Annotated in this window: 17 protein-coding genes; 7 read left to right on the forward strand and 10 right to left on the reverse strand. The window is 66.7% G+C overall.

The genetic code is table 11. The features are described from left to right. Positions 1-38 precede the first annotated feature (38 nt). Genes AAHM44_RS19995 through AAHM44_RS20010 form a run of 4 tightly spaced genes read left to right on the forward strand, consistent with a single transcriptional unit; the run spans position 39 to position 6,986 of the window. The gene (locus AAHM44_RS19995; protein WP_342251078.1) at positions 39-1,814 is read left to right on the forward strand and encodes an alpha-amylase family glycosyl hydrolase; all 1,776 of its coding nucleotides are present in this window, start codon (positions 39-41) and stop codon (positions 1,812-1,814) included. Continuing rightward, positions 1,811-3,430, forward strand: a complete 1,620-nt coding sequence (locus AAHM44_RS20000; protein WP_342251079.1) for an alpha-amylase family glycosyl hydrolase — start codon at positions 1,811-1,813, stop codon at positions 3,428-3,430. The genes AAHM44_RS19995 and AAHM44_RS20000 overlap by 4 nt, the downstream gene beginning before the upstream one ends. 11 nt (positions 3,431-3,441) lie before the next feature. Then, a complete protein-coding gene (locus AAHM44_RS20005; RefSeq protein WP_342251080.1) occupies positions 3,442-5,526 on the forward strand; it encodes a glycoside hydrolase family 97 protein in 2,085 nt (694 codons plus the stop codon). Beyond that, the gene (locus tag AAHM44_RS20010; protein ID WP_342251081.1) at positions 5,523-6,986 is read left to right on the forward strand and encodes an MFS transporter; all 1,464 of its coding nucleotides are present in this window, start codon (positions 5,523-5,525) and stop codon (positions 6,984-6,986) included. Before AAHM44_RS20005 ends, AAHM44_RS20010 begins: the two co-directional genes overlap by 4 nt. Before the next feature lie 118 nt (positions 6,987-7,104). Here AAHM44_RS20010 and AAHM44_RS20015 read toward each other — a convergent pair whose 3' ends face one another. Then, positions 7,105-8,295, reverse strand: coding sequence for an MFS transporter (locus AAHM44_RS20015; protein ID WP_342251082.1), 1,191 nt, complete (start codon positions 8,293-8,295; stop codon positions 7,105-7,107). 16 nt (positions 8,296-8,311) lie between these two features. Next, positions 8,312-8,593 (reverse strand): UBP-type zinc finger domain-containing protein, encoded by a 282-nt coding sequence (locus tag AAHM44_RS20020; protein WP_342251083.1) that lies wholly within the window; start codon positions 8,591-8,593, stop codon positions 8,312-8,314. 216 nt (positions 8,594-8,809) lie between these two features. Here AAHM44_RS20020 and AAHM44_RS20025 point away from each other — a divergent pair, with 216 nt between their 5' ends. After that, positions 8,810-9,325 carry a Dps family protein gene (locus AAHM44_RS20025; protein ID WP_269576251.1) on the forward strand — a complete coding sequence of 172 codons (516 nt, stop codon included), beginning with the start codon at positions 8,810-8,812 and terminating at the stop codon, positions 9,323-9,325. A 92-nt stretch (positions 9,326-9,417) separates the two neighbouring features. Further along, complete coding sequence (locus AAHM44_RS20030) at positions 9,418-9,888, forward strand: hypothetical protein (protein WP_342251084.1); 471 nt, start codon at positions 9,418-9,420, stop codon at positions 9,886-9,888. Positions 9,889-9,901: 13 nt separating this feature from the next. On the opposite strand, the gene AAHM44_RS20035 is transcribed toward AAHM44_RS20030, so the two are convergent. The 3 genes from AAHM44_RS20035 to AAHM44_RS20045 all read right to left on the reverse strand — a co-directional run bounded on the left by AAHM44_RS20035 (position 9,902) and on the right by AAHM44_RS20045 (position 11,930). After that, positions 9,902-10,519 carry a hypothetical protein gene (locus tag AAHM44_RS20035; protein WP_342251085.1) on the reverse strand — a complete coding sequence of 206 codons (618 nt, stop codon included), beginning with the start codon at positions 10,517-10,519 and terminating at the stop codon, positions 9,902-9,904. An 86-nt stretch (positions 10,520-10,605) separates the two neighbouring features. Next, a complete protein-coding gene (locus tag AAHM44_RS20040; protein WP_269576248.1) occupies positions 10,606-11,442 on the reverse strand; it encodes an alpha/beta fold hydrolase in 837 nt (278 codons plus the stop codon). A 188-nt stretch (positions 11,443-11,630) separates the two neighbouring features. Then, on the reverse strand, positions 11,631-11,930 hold the full coding sequence (locus tag AAHM44_RS20045) for a hypothetical protein (protein ID WP_269576247.1): 300 nt from the start codon (positions 11,928-11,930) through the stop codon (positions 11,631-11,633). A 225-nt stretch (positions 11,931-12,155) separates the two neighbouring features. On the opposite strand from AAHM44_RS20045, the gene AAHM44_RS20050 reads away from it, so the two are divergent. Then, positions 12,156-13,199: a cupin domain-containing protein gene (locus tag AAHM44_RS20050; protein ID WP_342251086.1), complete on the forward strand. Its 1,044-nt coding sequence runs from the start codon at positions 12,156-12,158 to the stop codon at positions 13,197-13,199. 214 nt (positions 13,200-13,413) lie between these two features. Here the strand turns inward: AAHM44_RS20050 and AAHM44_RS20055 are convergent, their stop codons facing one another. The 5 genes from AAHM44_RS20055 to AAHM44_RS20075 all read right to left on the reverse strand — a co-directional run bounded on the left by AAHM44_RS20055 (position 13,414) and on the right by AAHM44_RS20075 (position 18,615). Next, positions 13,414-13,782: a response regulator transcription factor gene (locus AAHM44_RS20055; RefSeq protein ID WP_269576245.1), complete on the reverse strand. Its 369-nt coding sequence runs from the start codon at positions 13,780-13,782 to the stop codon at positions 13,414-13,416. A 66-nt stretch (positions 13,783-13,848) separates the two neighbouring features. Next, on the reverse strand, positions 13,849-14,508 hold the full coding sequence (locus AAHM44_RS20060; protein ID WP_342251087.1) for a response regulator transcription factor: 660 nt from the start codon (positions 14,506-14,508) through the stop codon (positions 13,849-13,851). Beyond that, the gene (locus AAHM44_RS20065) at positions 14,505-16,025 is read right to left on the reverse strand and encodes a sensor histidine kinase (protein WP_269576244.1); all 1,521 of its coding nucleotides are present in this window, start codon (positions 16,023-16,025) and stop codon (positions 14,505-14,507) included. The genes AAHM44_RS20060 and AAHM44_RS20065 overlap by 4 nt, the downstream gene beginning before the upstream one ends. 80 nt (positions 16,026-16,105) lie before the next feature. Further along, positions 16,106-16,756 (reverse strand): sensor histidine kinase, encoded by a 651-nt coding sequence (locus AAHM44_RS20070; protein ID WP_342251088.1) that lies wholly within the window; start codon positions 16,754-16,756, stop codon positions 16,106-16,108. 143 nt (positions 16,757-16,899) lie between these two features. Further along, positions 16,900-18,615, reverse strand: coding sequence for a hypothetical protein (locus AAHM44_RS20075; protein ID WP_342251089.1), 1,716 nt, complete (start codon positions 18,613-18,615; stop codon positions 16,900-16,902). Positions 18,616-18,798 lie beyond the last annotated feature (183 nt).

Raw genomic sequence — 18,798 nt, forward strand, 5'->3', positions numbered from 1 at the left:
CCCCGCCGCCCGCCCCCCCCCCCCCCGGGGGAGCCGCGTTGGCTTTGGCGTTTCTCGCCGCCACTCCCGCCACCGCGCAGGATTACCGCGCCCGCGTGCCGCAGGACGAAGTGATCTACTTCGTCCTCCCCGATCGCTTCGCCAATGGCGATCCGGCGAACGATCGCGGAGGGCTGAAGGGCGACCGCGGCACCACCGGCTTCGATCCCGCCGACGCGCGCTATTATCATGGCGGCGACCTCAAGGGGCTCGCGAGCAAGCTTCCCTATCTTCAGAAGCTGGGCATCACCGCGATCTGGGTCGCGCCGATCTTCGTCAACAAGCCCGTCCAGGGTGGTCCGGGCCAGCAAAGCGCGGGCTATCACGGCTATTGGATCACCGACTTCACCCATGTCGATCCGCATTTCGGCACCGATGCCGAGTTCAAGGCACTGATCGACGCTGCTCATGCGCGCGGCATGAAAGTCTATATGGACATCGTCGCCAACCATACGGCTGACGTGATCCAGTATCGCGAGTGCGTCGGCGCCAGTGCCTGCCCCTATCGCGGCAAGGCCGACTATCCCTATCAGCGCCGCGGCGGCGTTAACGGCGCGCCGATCAACCCGGGCTTCGTCGGCGATGCCGTCCAGACGGCGGAGAATTTCGCGAAGCTGACCGACCCCGGCTACGCCTATACGCCCTTCGTCCCCGAGGCGGAGAAGAACGCCAAGTTCCCCGCGTGGCTCAACGACCCGATCTACTATCACAATCGCGGTGACTCGACCTTCGCCGGCGAGAGCTCGACCATGGGCGATTTCGTCGGCCTCGACGACCTGATGACCGAGAACCCGCGGGTCGTCACGGGGATGATCGACATCTATGGCAGCTGGATCGACCGGTTCGGCGTCGACGGCTTCCGCATCGATACCGCCCGCCATGTGAACCCGGAATTCTGGCAGGCCTTCGTTCCCGCCATGCTCGACCGCGCGCATGCGAAGGGCATCCCCAATTTCCACATCTTCGGCGAGGTCGCCGATCCCGCCGCCCAGGCCGCGCACACGATCACCGCGAAATTCCCCTCGGTGCTCGATTTCGCTTTCCGTCAGGCGCTGCTCGACAGCGTCGCCGGGACCAAGGGCACCGATGTGTTCGAGAAGCTGTTCGACGGCGATGTGCTCTACGCCCAAGGCTTCGACACCGCGATCACGCTGCCGACCTTCAGCGGCAATCACGACAATGGCCGCTTCGCCTGGTTCGTCCGCAAGGCTTTCCCCCAGGCGAGCGAGGCCGAGGTGCTACAGCGTGTCCTGCTTTCCAACGCCCTGCTGCTTACCCTGCGCGGCGTGCCGACCATCTATGCCGGTGACGAGCAGGGCTTTGCCGGCGGCTCGAACGATGTCGATGCCCGCGAGGACCAGTTCGGCAGCAAGGTGGCGCAGTATAACGCCCGCAAGCTGGTCGGCAGCGATGCCAGCACGGCCACGCCGCGCTTCGACGAGGCCAATCCGATCTTCCGCGAGATCGCCAGCCTTGCCCGGCTGCGCATCGCCCATCCGGCGCTCACTCGCGGCCGCCAGCTATTGCGCGCCCGCGAGGACAAGCCCGGCCTGCTCGCCTTCTCGCGCTTCGATCCCGTAACCGGCGCCGAGCTGGTGCTTGCCTTCAACACATCGACTGCCGCGATCACGCGCCAGGTTGAGGTCGAGACCCGTTCCGCGCGCTTCCACCCGCTCGCGGGCTCTTGTGCCACCACGGCCAGTGCGCCCGGCTCCCTTTCCATTACCCTGCCGCCGCTTGGATATGCGGTGTGCGCGGCGGAGACCCAGAAGTGACCCAGCTTGCCGCGAAAGCGGAACTTCAACACGCCCAACCCTGGTGGAAGGGCGCCGTAGTCTACCAGATCTATCCGCGCAGCTTCTTCGATTCGAACGGCGACGGCATCGGCGACCTGCCCGGCATCACCGCGCGGCTGGAGCATATCGCCAGCCTCGGCGTCGACGCGATCTGGCTGTCGCCCTTCTTCAAGTCGCCCATGGCCGATTTCGGCTATGACGTGGCGGATTATCGCGACGTCGATCCGATCTTCGGCACGCTTGCCGATTTCGACGCGCTGATCGCCCGCGCCCATGCGCTTGGCCTGCGCGTGCTGATCGATCAGGTCTGGGCGCACACCTCGGACGAGCATGCCTGGTTCGTCGAGAGCCGGGCCAGCCGCGATAATCCCAAGGCCAATTGGTACGTCTGGCACGACGCCAGGCCCGACGGCTCGCCGCCCACCAACTGGCAGTCCGTATTCGGCGGCCCGGCCTGGACCTGGGACGCGCGCCGCGGCCAATATTACATGCACAATTTCCTGAAGGAGCAGCCGCAGCTCAACTGCCACCTGCCGGAGGTGCAGGACGAACTGCTCGCGATCACCCGCTTCTGGCTGGATCGCGGCGTGGACGGCTTCCGCATCGATGCGATCAACTTCTCGATGCACGACCCGGAATTCCGCGACAATCCGCCGGCCCCTGATTCGAACACGCCGCGCACCCGCCCGTTCGACTTCCAGCTCCACATCTACAACCAGAGCCACGCCGACATCCCGCCGTTCCTGGAGCGGTTGCGCGGGGTGTTCGACGAATATCCCGAGCGCTTCACCGTCGCCGAGGTGGGCGGGGCGGATGCCGACCGCGAGATGAAGCTGTTCACCGCGGGCAACAACCGGCTCAACACCGCCTATGGCTTCGACTTTCTCTACGCGTCGCAGCTGACCGCATCGGCGGTACGCGAAGCGCTGGAGAACTGGTCGGCGAATAGCAGCTGGCCGAGCTGGGCGTTCGAAAACCACGACGCACCCCGCGCCGTCTCGCGCTGGGCCGCGCCCGAGCACGCCGATGCGTTCGCCCGGATGAAGATGCTGCTGCTCGCCGCGCTGCGCGGCAACATCTTCCTTTATTATGGCGAGGAGCTGGGGCTCGACCAGGTCGAGATCGCGTTCGAGGATCTCCAGGATCCGGAGGCGATCGCCAACTGGCCGCGCACGCTCTCGCGCGACGGCGCACGTACCCCGATGCCGTGGGAGGGAGAAGCGCCGCAGCTCGGCTTCACCAGCGGCAGGCCCTGGCTGCCGGTCGGCCCCAACCATGCCAGGCTGGCGATCGACGTGCAGAACGCCGATGCCGGCTCGCTGCTTGCCTGGACCCGCAAGGTGCTCGCGCTCCGCAACGGCTCGCCCGCGCTCCGGACCGGCGGGATCGCTTTCCTCGATGCGCCGGGCGAACTGCTCGCCTTCGAACGCGAGGCGGAGGGCGAGCGCTTGCTCTGCATCTTCAACCTGGGCGATGCTGCGCAGCAATTCGTGCCCGGCGATGCGGCGCGCTGGCGCCCGCTGCTTTCGACCGGCAGCATCGCCGACTGGACCTTTGCCCCCTATTCCGGGTTGATCGCCCGCACCGAAGCTTGAGGAGTTCCCCCATGAAGTTCGCCCCCCTCGCGCTGGCGCTCGCCGCCTTCAGCTTCGCGCCGCCGGCCCTCGCCCAGGACGACCTGTCGCAGAAGACCGACGGCAATGTCGTTGCGCGCGCCGCCTCGCCTGACGGCAAGCTCACCGTGACGATCAGCCTCGATAACGAAGGTCGTGCGAGCTACGCGGTGCAGCGCGCCGGCAAGCCGCTGCTCACCGACAGCCGGCTCGGCTTCCTGTTCACCGATGCGCCCAAGCTCGACCGGGGCATGAGCGTCGTCGAAGTAAAGCGCGACAAGTCCGACACGACATGGACGCAGCCCTTCGGCGAATGGTCGAGCATTCGCGACAACCATACCGAGATGACGGTGCGCCTGCAGGAGAAGTCCGATCTCAAGCGCGAGATGGACGTCACCTTCCGCATCTTCGACGACGGCGTCGGCTTCCGCTACACGCTGCCCGCGCAAGCGAACCTCAAGCACGCCAATATCGCCGACGAGCTGACCGAGTTCGCCTTTGCCGGGCCGGGCACTGCCTGGTGGAAGCCGGCCTATCTGTGGAACCGCGAGGAATATCTCTACAACAAGACCCCGCTCGACTCAGTCGGCACCGCGCAGACGGTGATGACGGTCAAGCTCGCCGACGGCACGCATGTCGCGCTGCACGAGGCGGCGCTGGTCGACTATGCCGCGATGAACCTGCAGCGGGCCGAGGGGAACACCTTCAAGGCCTCGCTCACCCCCGGTGCCGGCGCGCCCAAGGTGTCGCGCGATGCCGGCTTCTCGACGCCGTGGCGCACGATCGCGATCGCCGATGACGCGGCCGGCCTCTATGCCGCCAGCCGGATGACGCTCAACCTCAACGAGCCGAACAAGCTTGGCGACGTTTCCTGGATCAAGCCGGGCAAGTTCGTCGGCGTGTGGTGGAACATGATCAAGGGCGAATGGACCTGGTCGCGCGGGCCCAAGCACGGCGCCACCACCGCGCATGTGAAGCAGTATATCGATTTCGCCGCCGCGAACGGCATCCCCGGCGTGCTCGTCGAGGGCTGGAATGTCGGCTGGGACGGCAACTGGTTCGGCAATGGCAAGGACATGAACTTCGACCAGCCGACCGAGGATTTCGATGCCGCCGAGCTGGCGCGCTATGCCAAGGCGAAGAACGTATACCTGATCGGCCATAACGAGACCGGCGGTTCGGCCAGCCATTATGACAGCCAGCTCGATCGCGCGTTCAAATATGCGCAGGACCACGGCATCCCGGTGGTCAAGACCGGCTATGTCACCGATGCCGGCCAGATCGAGCGCGTCGATCCGGACGGCTCGCAGCACCGTGAATGGCATGAGAGCCAGTGGATGGTGAACCACCATCTCCGTGTCGTGGAGACCGCCGCGAAGTACCACGTCTCGATCGACAGCCACGAGCCGGTCAAGGACACGGGCCTTCGCCGCACCTGGCCGAACTGGGTGGCGCGCGAGGGCGGCCGCGGCATGGAATACAACGCCTGGGAAGGCGGCAAGAACCCGCCCGAGCATGAGGCCAACATGGTCTTCACCCAGCTGCTCGGCGGCCCGATGGACTTCACTCCGGGCGTGCTCAGCCTGAGCGGTTCGAATGGTTCGGCGATCAAGTCGACGATCGCCAAGCAGCTCGGCCTGTACGTCGTGCTCTATTCACCGGTGGTGATGGCGGCGGACACGCCGGAGAACTATGCCAAGTACCCGCGCGAGATGAAGTTCATCCGCGACGTGCCGACCGACTGGAGCGACACCCGCGTGCTGAACGGCGAAGTCGGCGACTATGCCACGATCGTCCGCAAGGCCAGGGGCAGCGACGACTGGTATCTCGGCGCCGTGGGCGACGAGGAGGCGCGCAGCTCGACCGTGACGCTCGACTTCCTCGACGCGGGCAAGAGCTACACCGCCGAGATCTATCGCGACGGCCCCGGCGCGGATTACCGCACCGATGCCCGCCATTCGATCACGATCGAGACCAAGGTAGTGAAGAAGGGCGACACGCTGACCATCGCGCTGGCGCCGGGCGGCGGCGAGGCGATCCGCTTCGTCGCACCGGCCAAGAAGGCCCGCCGCCGGTGAGTTCGGCAGGGGGGCGGCCGCGCCAGGGATTTGCCGGGCTGTGGAACATCAGCTTCGGCTTCCTTGGCATCCAGATCGGCTTCGCGCTGCAGAACGCGAACATGAGCCGCGTCTTCCAGTCGCTGGGCGAGAGCATCGACAATCTCCCGTTGCTGTGGATCGCCGCCCCGCTGACCGGCCTGCTCGTCCAGCCGGTCATCGGCCATTATTCGGACCGGACCTGGGGCCGCTTCGGCCGAAGGCGTCCGTATTTCCTCGCCGGCGCGGTGCTGGCGACGCTGGCGCTGATCGGGATGCCCAATGCGCCGGTGCTGCTCGTCGCGGCATTGCTGCTCTGGGTGCTCGACGCCTCGCTCAACGTCTCGATGGAGCCCTTCCGCGCCTTTGTCGGCGACATGCTCGCCAAGGAGCAGCACAGCGCCGGCTATGCGATCCAGACCGCGTTCATCGGCGCGGGCGCGGTGATCGGATCGGCGACGCCCTGGCTGCTCGATCATTTCGGCGTATCGAATGTCGCGGCGAATGGCGGCCTGCCGGATACGGTGCGCTGGAGCTTCTATCTCGGCGGCGGCGCGCTGCTGCTCGCAGTGCTGTGGACGGTGCTGACCACGCGCGAATATTCGCCCGAGGAGATCGCTGCGTTCGACGGCCCGGTCGAGGCGCTGCCGCCGCCACCGCCCGCGACGATCGGCGCGGGCATTCCCTGGCTGGCCGTTGGCGTGGCGCTCGGCGCGCTCGTCTTTTTCGCGGGGTTGGAGAAGGAACTTTACCTCCTCGCCGGCCTGCTCGCCGCCTTCGGCCTTGCCCGGATGATCACTGCCGTGACCCGGGCCGGCATCCTCGGCGATCTGATGGGGGATTTTTCGGCGATGCCGCTGGTGATGAAGCGGCTCGCGCTCGTCCAGTTCTTCAGCTGGTCCGCGCTGTTCATCATGTGGATCTACACCACGCCGGTGGTGGCGCAGTATGTCTTCCACGCACCGGACACCTCCGGGGCTCTGTTCAACGAGGCGGGCAACTGGGTCGGTATCCTGTCCGCAGCCCAGAACGCCGTCGCCACGCTCGCCGCGCTGTTCCTGCTGCGCCCGCTCGCCGCGCGCTTCGGCAAGGCGCGGACCCATGCGATCGCGCTGCTATTGGGCGCGCTTGGCTATGCCGGTTTCCTGGTGATCCGCGATGCGCAGGCGCTGCTCTTCGCCGAGATCGGCATCGGCATCGCCTGGGCGTCGATCCTCGCCATGCCCTACGCGATCCTTGCCTCGGCGCTGCCCCAGGCCAAGCTCGGCGTGTACATGGGCCTGTTCAACGTCTTCATCGTGATCCCGCAGCTGCTCGTCGCGGCCCTGATCGGCATCGTGATGCGCCATTTCTTCCCCGGCGAGCCGATCTGGACGATGGCGATCGCGGCGGTGGTGATGGGGCTGGCGGCGCTCGCTACGCTGCGGGTTCGGGAGGCCTGACCCGGCCTCTCTTCCCATCGTCACCCTGAACTTGTTTCAGGGTCCAACGCGCCCCAAGCGATATCCCTCGCGGCGCGTTGGATGCTGAAACAAGTTCAGCATGACGCAGGATGCGCCTTCAATGCCCCTTTTGCGGATGGGTGAACTGGATCGCCACCGCGACCGCGGCAAACGCGCCGCCCAGCAGCGACACCGCCGTCCAGCCACCGATCGACCAGGCCCAGGTCGCCGCGCCCGATCCGGTCGCACCGCCGACGAACATCGCGCCCATGAAGATGGTGTTGAGCCGCGCTCGCGCCTCGGGCCGTAGCGCGAACACGACATGCTGGTGCGAGACGAGCGCGCCCTGCACGCCGAAATCGAGCAGGATCACGCCGATCACCATGCCGGCGATCGAGGCCCAGAGCCCGGTGAACGCCCAGCCGATCAGCACGCAGAGCGCGCCGAGCAGGATCACCGGCCGCGGCCCCTTCCGGTCGGCGATGCGCCCGGCGATCGGAGCGGCAAGCACGCCCACCGCGCCGATCACGCCGAACAGGCCCGCCACTTCCGAGCCCATCCCGAAGGCCGGCTCCTGCAGGCGCAGCGCCAGGATCGTCCAGAAACCGCTGAACGCCGCGAACAACAGGCCCTGGGTTATCGCGGCATGGCGCAGTGCGCCGAACTCGCGCCACAGCCCACCGAGCGAGCGGAGCAGCTGGGGGTAGCGCAGGTCCGAATCCGGTGCGCTGTGCGGCAATGCCAGCGCCATGACCCCGCCTGCTGCGAGCGCCAGCGGCACGCCCAGCCAGAACATCTCGCGCCAGCCGGCATGGGCGGCGACGAAGCCCGCCAGCGTCCGGCTGAGCAGGATGCCGCAGAGCAGTCCGGCCATGACGGTGCCCACCACGGCGCCGCGCTTCTCGGGCGGTGCCAGGTGCGCGGCGAGCGGCACCACCTGCTGCGCCACCGTGGCGGCAAAGCCTACCGCGACCGACGCTGCGATGATCATGGCAGCGCTCGGCGCGATGGCGGCCAGGGCCAGCGCGCCGGCCAGCACGACGAACTGGATCGCGATCAGCCGCTTGCGCTCGACGAGATCGCCCAGCGGCACCAGCAGGAACAGGCCCAGCGCATAGCCGATCTGCGTTGCCGTCGGCACCAGCACGGTCAGTGCGCCCGGCAGATCGCGCTGCATCACGCCCAGCATCGGCTGGCAATAATAGATATTGGCGACCGCGATGCCCGCCGCGGCGGCCATGGCGAAGATCAGCGGACGGCCGAGCGCGTCCGGTGCCGCTGGAGCGGCCTGGGGGGCGGTGCTGCTCATGATTGTCTCCGAAGGATCAGTAGAAGCGGGGAATCGGCCCCAGCTGGGGTGTATGGTCGGGCAGATCAACCTCGATCTCGTCGACATAGCACCAGCCCCAGCCTTCGGGCGGGTCATAGCCTTCGATGATCGGGTGGCGGGTGGCGTTGAAATGGGCGCGGGCGTGGCGATGCGGGCTCTGGTCGCAGCAGCCGACATGGCCGCAGGCCCGGCACAGGCGGAGGTGCACCCAGGGGCTGCCGATCTTCAGGCATTCCTCGCAGCCGCGCGCGCTGGGCGTGACTTCGTTCACGGTCATCACATGCCGGCATTCCATGGCTACGCCCTTTCCATTGTTCGGCTCCGCCTCGCATGGAACGGGGCGGGCGGCCAATCATACGAAGATGTTGCCCGGTGGTCGCCCTCTTCCGGGTAGGCCGGGGCCACACCTTGGTTTGGGTTGGCGCGGCGGGGCTCGACGACGATCTGCGCTCCCGTCTGGCGCATCCCCCGCGCCGCGCTCCAGGAGAAACCGATGACGCTCATCATGCCCGCCCAGCGCAAGCTCGGCACGCCCACCGACCTTGGCGAAAGCGCCACCCGCGATATTTCGGGCGGCCTCAAGGCGCTGCTCGCCGATGTGTTCGCGCTCTATCTCAAGACCAAGAACTTCCACTGGCACATGAGCGGCCCGAACTTTCGCGACTATCACCTGATGCTCGACGAGCAGGGCGACCAGATCTTCGCGATGACCGATGTGATCGCCGAGCGCGCCCGCAAGATCGGCGGCACCACGATCCGCTCGATCTCGGACATCGCCGGCAAGCAGCGCATCCTCGACAACAATGCCGACTATGTCGATCCGCAGGACATGCTCGCCGAGCTCCACGGTGACAACAAGCAGCTCGTCGCCGCGCTGCGCCGCGTGCACGAGCTGTGCGACGCCTATTCGGATGTCGCCACTGCCAGCCTGATCGAAGTGTGGATCGACGAAGGCGAGCGCCGTGCCTGGTTCCTCTACGAGGCCTGCCGCACGCCCGAGATGGTGTGATCCCCGCCGCCCGCGGTGGGCGGCAACCCGCAAGCCGGAATGGCCGCTGGAGACGGATTGCGCTCCGGCGGCCTTTGGTCCAGCATCGCTGGATGCGGGCAATTCTCTGCCTTGGGCTGATCGCGGCAAGCGTGCCGGCCGGACCCTCCCAGCCGGAGATGCGGGCCTATGGGCCATGGCATGTCGTGAGCATCTCCAGCCTATCCGGCGCGGGCAACGACGATGCTTCCGTGATCCTTGTCCAGGGCGACCAGCCCGATGTCATGCAGGTCAGCTGGGATCAGGGAGGCCCGGTCTGGGTCTCGATCGACATCGACAAATGCGCCGGCGAGGAGGATTTCGAGGCCTCCTATTCCGTTCCCGTCCAGGACTGGATGCGCCAGTCGCGCCGCGAGGTCCAAAGCCGCTTGCGGGCCGACATGGCCGGCTGGCTCCGGCAGGCGCGGGTGAAGTGCGGCAATGCCGCTTCGGTCAAGGCCTTCCGGCTGACGCGCCTCGGCGAGGCGGTTGCCGACTTTCACGATCGGCTGCGCTATTATGCGGGCGGCGAAACGGGCCGTTAAGCGCCGGAACCGCTCAGAGCGGCTTGCCGTCCTTGTCGAGTATCTCCATCCGATAGGAGCAGCCATAGAGCGTCTTGCCCGGATGGCTGGTCGCGTTGGAGATGCTGCGCGCCACGGTCATGCGGCTGCCGAACGACTCCGCGTCCGCCGCGGGCTCGGTCTTCTCCGAGACGATCTTCTCGCCCAGGAACTTGCGGAACTTCATCCCCGCCGCGACCTCGGCATAGCTCTTGCCGCTCGAGCGGGCGAGGTCGGCGATCATCGGATCGGGGTCCATCGCGTTGGGCACGCCCAGGCCGCGCGCGACTTCCGCCGGATCGGCGACGTCGAGGATCGCCAGCATCGCATTGGCGGAGAAGGCGATCCGGGTGGTGCGGTAGCTGCCGGCCACGGTGATCGGCTGCGGCAGTTCATATTCGCTGAGGAAGGGATTGGCGGAATCGATCTTCTTCCACCCGCGCGCCTGGCCCACGCCGTCCGCCTCGCTCACCGACAGGGCGAAGCCGGTATAGTCCGGCACCGACAGCCGGCACTCGATCGCATCGACTTCGCTGATCCGCGACGGGTCCGGCGCATCCTGGTGCGGCGAGGCGATCGGGGCGAGGGCGACAAGCGCGAGCAAGCGGTACATGGCAGCGGGCATAGCAGCGATCGCCGTGCCGGATAAGCAAAAGGGCCCGTCCCGCAGGACGAGCCCTTCCGCGTGTGGCCGGGAGCTCAGGCCTTCACGAATGCCAGCAGATCGGCGTTGATCACATCGCCGTGCGTGGTCAGCATGCCGTGCGGATAGCCTGCATAGATCTTGAGCTCTGCGTTCGGGATCAGCTTTGCCTGAAGCTCGGCCGCTTCCTTGTAGGGGACGACCTGGTCGTCATCGCCCTGCAGCACCAGCGTCGGCACAGTAATCGCCTTGAGGTCTTCGGTCTGGTCGGTCTCGGAGAAGGCCTTGATGCCGAGATAATGGGCCTGCGCGCTGCCCATCATGCCCTGGCGCCACCAGTTGCGGATCACGCCTTCCGAAACGGCCGCGCCCGGGCGGTTGAAGCCGTAGAAGGGACCGGAGGCGAAATCGAGGAAGAACTGGGCGCGGTTGGCGGCCAGACCCGCGCGGATCCCGTCAAACACTTCGATCGGCAGGCCGTTCGGATAGGCTTCGGTCTTGAGCATGATCGGCGGCACCGCGCTGACCAGCACGGCCTTGGCGACGCGGCCCTGGGGCTGGCCGTAGCGGGCGACATAGGCCGCGACTTCGCCGCCGCCGGTCGAGTGGCCGATATGCACGGCATTGCGCAGGTCGAGATGCTCGGCGACGGCCGACGCGTCGGCGGCATAATGTGCCATGTCATGGCCTTCGCTCACCTGGGCGGAGCGGCCATGGCCGCGGCGGTCATGCGCGACGACGCGGTAGCCATTGTTCAGGAAGAACAGCATCTGGCCGTCCCAGTCGTCCGACGACAGCGGCCAGCCATGGTGGAAGACGATCGGCTGGGCATCCTTGGGGCCCCAGTCCTTGTAGAAGATCTCGGTGCCGTCCTGCGTGGTGATCGTAGCCATGTCGAATACTCCAGCGTCTTGGTTGAGGGCGGCCGGAGCGGGGGAACCCCGGCTGCTGGGATCGATATCGGGCACCCGGTTTGTGACCGCCATCATACAGGAGTTTGGGGCGTGCGACCGGCGGATGCGAAAGCGCGCCGGAAGCCCATGGGCCGCCGGCGCGCCGCGCGTTCCGCCTGTGCGTCAGGTCACTGGCGCTGGCGGCAATTGTCCTCGCGGCCCGGCTTGCACGCCGGATAGGCCTTGAGTGGCGCCGGGGCCGGATAGGCCTGGCTGGGGGTGAGTGTCTGCGGCACGAACACCACCTGGGTGGTCGGGGTCACCGGGCCCGAAAAGGGCGAACTGGCCGGCTGGTAGCCGCCTGGGGTCTCCTCGGCGCGGAAGCCGCTGGCGTCGGTGAAGATGCGGGCATCCTGGGGGACGTCCTGCGCCTGGGCAATGCCGGTTCCGAAGGCGATCAGGGCGGCGGCGATCATCATCTTCTTCATGAGTCATCTCCTTGCGTCGGGGGGTAGTGGCAGGAGCGAAGATAAGGGGGCGGCAGCCTGGGGGTCAGAATACCAAGGTTTGCATAAACCTTGGTATCGCAAGGGCTTCCGGCGTGCATGCAGCGGTGGCGGCTCATACATGGGTAGGGGTGGGCGCAGCGGTCTGGTGCCCCAATTCCCCGGTTCCGGCCGCACGCGATGCGCGGCCCTTCGCAGGAGGAAGACATGGCCGCATCCCGGCACGTACGTTCGCTGCTCCACGCCGAGCCCGCCTATCAGGGCGAACTCGGCTCGGTACGCAGGATCACCGCGGACGAGTTTCCGATGCTCCGCCGCATGGCGATCAAGCGGCTGGTGCTCGCGCCCGGCGCGATCCGCGAGCCGCACTGGCACGCCAATGCCGATGAGCTGGCCTATTGCCTCTCGGGCGAGCTGCTCGTCTCGGTGCTCGACACCGCCGATGTTTTCGGCCGCTTCACCATCTCGGCCGGCGAGATGTTCCACATCGCCACCGGTTCGCTCCACACGATCGAGAGTGTCGGCGACAACGATGCCGAGCTGATCATCCTGTTCAGCAACGAGCGGCCCGAGGATTTCACCCTCCAGGCCGCGTTCGGCGCGATGAGCGACGCGGTGCTCGGCAACACCTTCACGCTGCCGGCCGGGGATTTCGCTCCAATCCGCCGCGATACGTCGATCGCGCGCTATCTCGTGAAGCGCAGCGGCCCGGCCGAAGTGCCGGCATCGGCTGCCTTCCCCGATCCGCACAAGTTCAGCATCGCCGGGCAGACCCCGCCGATTGACTTCCCCTATGGCACCGCCCAGCTCGCCCGCGCGCAGTTCTGGCCGGCGCTGCGGCACCTCTCGATGTACTCGATCGATGTCCGCGAGAACGGCATGCGCGAGCCGCACTGGCATCCCGACACGGCGGAGATGGGCTATGTCCACAAGGGCCGCGCCCGCATGTCGATCCTCGACCCGGACGGCAGCGTCGACACCTATCTGCTCGAGCCGGGCGACACCTATTTCATCCCGCGCTCCTATCCGCACCAGATCGAGGTGCTGAGCGACGAGGACATCCATTTCCTGGTGTTCTTCGACCAGCCGACGCCCGAGGATGTCGGCTATCGCGCGGCGACCACGTCCTTCTCGAAGGAAGTGCTGGCGGCGACCTTCGGCGTCGCGCCGGATGCGGTGCCACCGCTGCCGCTGACCCCGGTCGATCCGCTGATCGTGCCGCGGGTCAATGATCTCGATCCGGTCAAGTGAAGCTCGGGGCGGGGGCGTCCGCGCTCCCGCCCAAGTCGCAAGGAGTGACACCAGCCATTTCCGTCATCCCCGCGAAGGCGGGGATCCAGGGTAGCTCAGGATAGTCGAAGCAATCTGGCCTGCGCTTGATCGGACGCCGCCGCGATCCGCACGCTTCCAGCTTCTGGCTCTGGATCCCCGCCTTCGCGGGGATGATGGCCAGGGGATACTGGCTTCAGGCCGCGCCTTCGATCGCATCCAGCAGCAGGTCCGGATCGATCGGCTTGGTCAGGAACGCCTTCGCGCCGGCGCCGAGCGCCTGGGACTGCGAGGCGGGGGTGGGGAAGGCAGTCATCACGATCATCGCGCAGTCGCAGCCCAGCCGACCGATCTCGGCCTGCAGCTCGAGCCCGGTCATCCCCGGCATGTGCAGATCGGTCACGATCCAGTCGAAGCGCGCGGGATCGCCCGCGAGCAGCGCCTCGGCGCTGTCGAACAATTCGCTGGCAAGGCCTGCCGAGCGCAGCAGGCTGTTCAGGCTTCCCCTGATGCCGGGATCGTCATCGACGACCGCGACGAGCGGGGAGGGATGCAATTCGGTCACTCTGGTTACTCGGATAGCGATCTAGACTACCCATTTGGGCTAGTCGGCCTGCAGGCGCCATCATACTCAGATGTTAAACCGGTGCGCGCTCTCGTCGCGCACGCCGAGCTGCTCGGCCATGCGCACCAGGTCGGCGAGCGACTGGGCTTCCATCTTGCGCATCACATTGCCGCGGTGGATCTTCACGGTGATCTCCGAAAGCTCCATCTTCGCCGCGACCTGCTTGTTCATCAGGCCCGCGACGACCAGCCCCAGCACTTCGCGTTCGCGCGGCGTTAGCCGGGCATAGCATTCGTTGAGCCTGGCATCGCTCTCGGCGCCCGCCTGGCGTTCGCGGTCGCGCTCCAGCGCGGTGGCGACGGCGGCGAGCATCTGCTCGTCGCTGAACGGCTTGGGCAGGAAATCGATCGCGCCCATCTTCATGCCGCGGACCGTCATCGGGATGTCGCCATGCCCGGTGATCAGGATGACCGGGATGCCCATGCCCTGGGCCGCCAGCGTTTCCTGGAAATCGAGCCCGTTGATCCCCGGCAGGCGCACGTCGAGGACCAGGCAGGCCGGGCCCTTGGGCAGGCCGGCCTTCAGGAACGCATCGGGGCTGTCATGCAGCGCCACCGCCAGCCCGGCCGATCGGAACAGGCTGCCCAGCGACCCGCGGATCCCGTCATCGTCATCGACCACGCACACGCAACCAGGTCCCATGGCGCCTTCGAACATCTCACTCATGCCGCACTCTCCATCGCGCCCGCCACGGGCAGGCGGAAGCTGAACACCGCGCCTCCCTCAGGATGATTTTCCGCGCCAAGCGTACCGCCATGGCTCTCGATGATCGAGCGGCAGATCGACAGGCCCATTCCCATGCCTTCGGACTTGGTGGTGAAGAAGGGGCTGAACAGGCTCTCCGGCTCCACCGAGATGCCGCTGCCGCTGTCGCGGACATGCACGGCGACGCTGTCCGGCTCGGCCACCACCTCGACGCACATCACCCGGGCGCCCGGCGCCACCTGCGCCATTGCCTGCTCGGCGTTGAGCATCAGGTTCATCAGCACCTGCTGCATCTGCACCCGGTCGCCGACCAGCGGCGGCAGCCCGCCGGGCATCGTCACCTCGACGGTCACGTCGTGCGTGTTGAGGTCGCGGCGCAGCAGCTCGATCGTCTCGTCGACCAGCGAGCCCAGGTCGATCGCGTCCTGGCGCGGATCGGCACGCCGGGCGAGCGCGCGGATGCGGGCGATCACGTCCGCCGCGCGCGTCCCGTTCGAGACGACATGATCCAGGCAGTCCGCCACTTCGGCCGCATCCGGTGCCTCGCGCGCCAGCCAGCGCTTGCCCGACTTGGCATAGGTGATGAGGGCGGAGAGCGGCTGGTTCACTTCATGCGCGATCGACGCGGCGAGCTGGCCGAGCGTGGTGATCCGCGAGACGTGGGTGAGCTGCGCCTGTGCCTGGGCCAGGCGCACATTGGTCTGATTCCGCTCGGTCACGTCCAGGCCCATGATGAGCACCTGGCGCCATTCCTTCTGCTGGGGCGGGATGGTCACGCGCAGCAGCACGTCGACCGGTTCGCCCTTCGCATCGATGAAGCGCGTTTCTTCCTCGATCGTCGTCTCGCCGGCGATCATCGCCTGGAGGATACGACCCAGGGTCGCCTCCGCGGCGGGGGTGTGGAAGCGGACCAGCGTGCCACCAACCAGCTCCTCGCGCCGCTCCAGGCCGAACAGCGCGGCCGCGGCGTGGTTGGCGTCGCAGATCGTCGCGGTGCGCGCGGCGATATCGATCGCCTCGGCATCCGGCGCCTGCTTGCCGCGCAGCAGCCTGAACGCCTCGGACCAGTCGCCTTCCCAGATCGGAAAGCCGGCCGCGTTGAAGATCGCCCGGTAGCGCCGGTCGGCAATGCGGCGATGCTCGGCCGCGGCCATGTGGCGCACCGAAAGCAGCGTGGTCACTCCGATCGCGACCAGCGCGACCGACAGCCGCACCGCCGCCGATCCCAGCGCCTCATGGTCATGGCTGATGAAATAGCCCGCGATCGCCAGCAGCGCGCAGACGAAGCCTGCGGAAAGCGTCAGCCCGCGCGCATTGGCCCGCGTCGTCAGCAGCACGACGATCGTGTAGAGAACGGCCACCGCGCCCTGCAGCGGGCTCAGTACGTCGAGCGCGAAGATGCCCAGCGCCAGCGCGACCGTGGCCACGCCCTGCACCTGCGCCGCCAGCCTGCGCTTCTTCTCGGCTTCGTGCGCCATCTCACCCTCATGCAATGGTCCGTCGGAATCGGACCAATACAGCAGGCCTAGCGCATCACGAATGGGTCGCAACATGGGGTTCAGCGGCCACCCACAAAGAGTAGGAAGCGGGTACCCGGTTGAGCGTCGCGATAGCTGCCCTCGGCGCCCAGCCGCGCGGCCATCAGCTCGATCAGCCGGCTGCCGAAGCCGCTGCCCTGGATCACTTCGGCGACCCGGCCCCGGCCGCGATCGCAGACTTCGATCATGTAGCCGCCCAGCGGCAGGCTGCGCAGCATCACCCGCACATTGCCCGGCGCACCCGGGGCATAGGCATATTTGAAGGCGTTGGTGACCAGTTCGGAGACAATGATGCCGATCGCGGTCGCATCCTCCGAGCGGACCGAGACCGCCGCCGCATCGACCAGCACCGGCCGTCCGGTCGCGCCAGCCTGCAGATCGGCGGCCAGGCTCTCCAGATAGGCGCGCAGGTCTACGCTGGTGCTCTCATGCGCCTGGTAGAGCTGGCGGTGGACGCTGGCGACCGCCGCGATGCGCCGCTGAGTCACGTCGAGCGCGGCCTGTGCCACCGGATCGGCGATCCCGCGCGCCTCGACCGAGACCATTGCCGAGAGCAGCTGCAGGCTGTTGGCGATGCGGTGGTTCATCTCGTCGGCATCGCTTACCCGCGCGGCGGGCAGGATTTCGATCGTCGTGCCGGTATCGGCAACGGTGTTCGCCATGTCGAGCATCGGGGCCGTCCTTCCTCGGGAACTTCTGACGGCAGAAATCCCGCATCGGGCGGCCCGGGGGTATCATACGCTGGTTTAGGGTGAGGGTGGACAATGGTGTCGGGAGGGCGAACGGATATTCGCCCTCCCGATGGGGCAGATAGTTACGGCGCCGGCGCCCAGCCGACATTGCCGTTCCACTGGGCGAACACCTTGGCGCGGGTGTTGAGCCCCGTCAGGTTGGCGGTGCTGCTGCCATAGGTGGTGTTGCGCCCGGTCATCGACAGCGCCGTGCCGGTCGGCGTCAGCGAGCCGCTCTCACGCCAGCCCTCGGTTGCGCTCGGCAGCAGGTTCGGGATCGGGTTGATCCACCAGCCGGCCGCGGCGACATGGCTGTCCATCTTCACGCCGATGAACGCCAGGTTGTCGCAATATTGGGTGGCGTTGCTCGCCGATGCGCCCAGCACCTGCATCGTGGTGCAATAGCCGCCGGCCTGGTTCACGCCGCCCGAGCGCGCCAGATAGGTCGATCCGCTCGGCACGCCATTGGCATAGGTCAGCGATCCGCCCAGCACGACGAAGCCCGGATAGCCCTTGGCCGAGCGTGCCTGGAAGATGTAGCCGCCCGAGGTCGGCGCGGAGGGATCGACGACCGTCCGCAGTTCCGAATTCTCGATCGCCATCGCGAAGGGATAGCCCCAGATGAAGTCGACATCGCCGGCGATCAGGCTGTTGTAGATCCACACCCAGCCCTTCATCTGCAGCGTGTCCTGCGTGCCGATGAAGTTCATGTCGGTGCCGATGAAACGCGAGCCGTTGAGGTTGGCGGAATTGTAGTAGATCACCTCCGCCTGGCTGTTCTGGGTCGCATCCTTCACATGCGTGTTCTGCATCGTGAAGTTGCTGACCTTGATCTGGTCGCCGCCCTCGATCAGCAGCACCGCGCGGCCGCCGCCGAGCGTCAGCCGGTTGCCCAGTGCCGTGTTGCCGCCGATATTGGTCAGCGTGGTGTTCGGCGTCGCGCGGCTACCGCCCACGCCGGGGTTGAACGCTTCCCAATTGTTGTTCTGGACGACGGTGCCCGCGCGGCTCTCGCCGTTGATCGTCAAATTGTTGACGTTGCGGAGGAACAGCTGCTCGTCATAGGTGCCGTTCTTGATCGTGATCGTCTTGGCCGCGGTGTTGCCGGCGCCGCACGAGGCGCAGCCCACCGTCATCATGTAGTTGAGCGCGCCCTGTACCGAACGGAAATCGGCCGCGCCGTCATCGTCCACGGTCACCGCGGTGGTCGAGGTCGGTGCCGCCTTGGTCTTGAACGTCCAGCCGGTCGTGCCGCTGATGCCGGGGAAGCTGTTGAACCCGGCGATCGGGCCGTTGAACACCGACTGGTCGATCTGGACGTAATAGGACGTGTCATAGGCCAGCACATTGTCGTGCAGCTTGATCGTCGCGGTGTTCCCGCTGATCCGGATCGGGCGATAATAGGTGAAGCGATACTGGGTCAGGGTGGAAACGCCGTTGCCGATCTTGTCGATCTCGGTGTTGCCATTGCCCAGCGCGGTCTGCGTCTCGCCGCCGGCGACGGTGACACCGCCGGTGGTGTCGATCGTGTCGACCAGCGTGCCGTCACTCTTGTAGACGCGGATCTGGCCGCTGCCGGTCGCCACCGGCGGTCCGTTGAAGGTCAGCTTGAGCAGCGTGTCCTTATAGGCGGCGGTTTCGCCCGATGCGGGCAGCAATGCGGAAGTGATCGACACCCCCGGCGTCGGTGTCGAAGCTGGTGTCGGGGTGGGTGACACCACCGATCCGCTATCGTTGTTGTTGCATCCGGCAAGGATCATGACGAGCGCAAGGCTCGCCGACGCAGCGCGCAGCTTCATATTTGCCTCTCCCCTTTGGGTCGTCAGCTTTTTTAGCTGATCGACTAACCCAGTGTTCATCTTGATACCGGTGTCAGGGATAGTCAAGGCGAAGATTCGCGCTTGTAACTTGAATCAAGTAGCTGATTTTTATGGAAAGTATCGGTGCCAATATTCTGGCGCGCCTGTCTCTCGGCCGGGAAT

The organism is Sphingomonas sp. OTU376 (genome assembly GCF_038440415.1).
Taxonomy (GTDB): Bacteria; Pseudomonadota; Alphaproteobacteria; order Sphingomonadales; family Sphingomonadaceae; genus Sphingomonas; species Sphingomonas kyeonggiensis_A.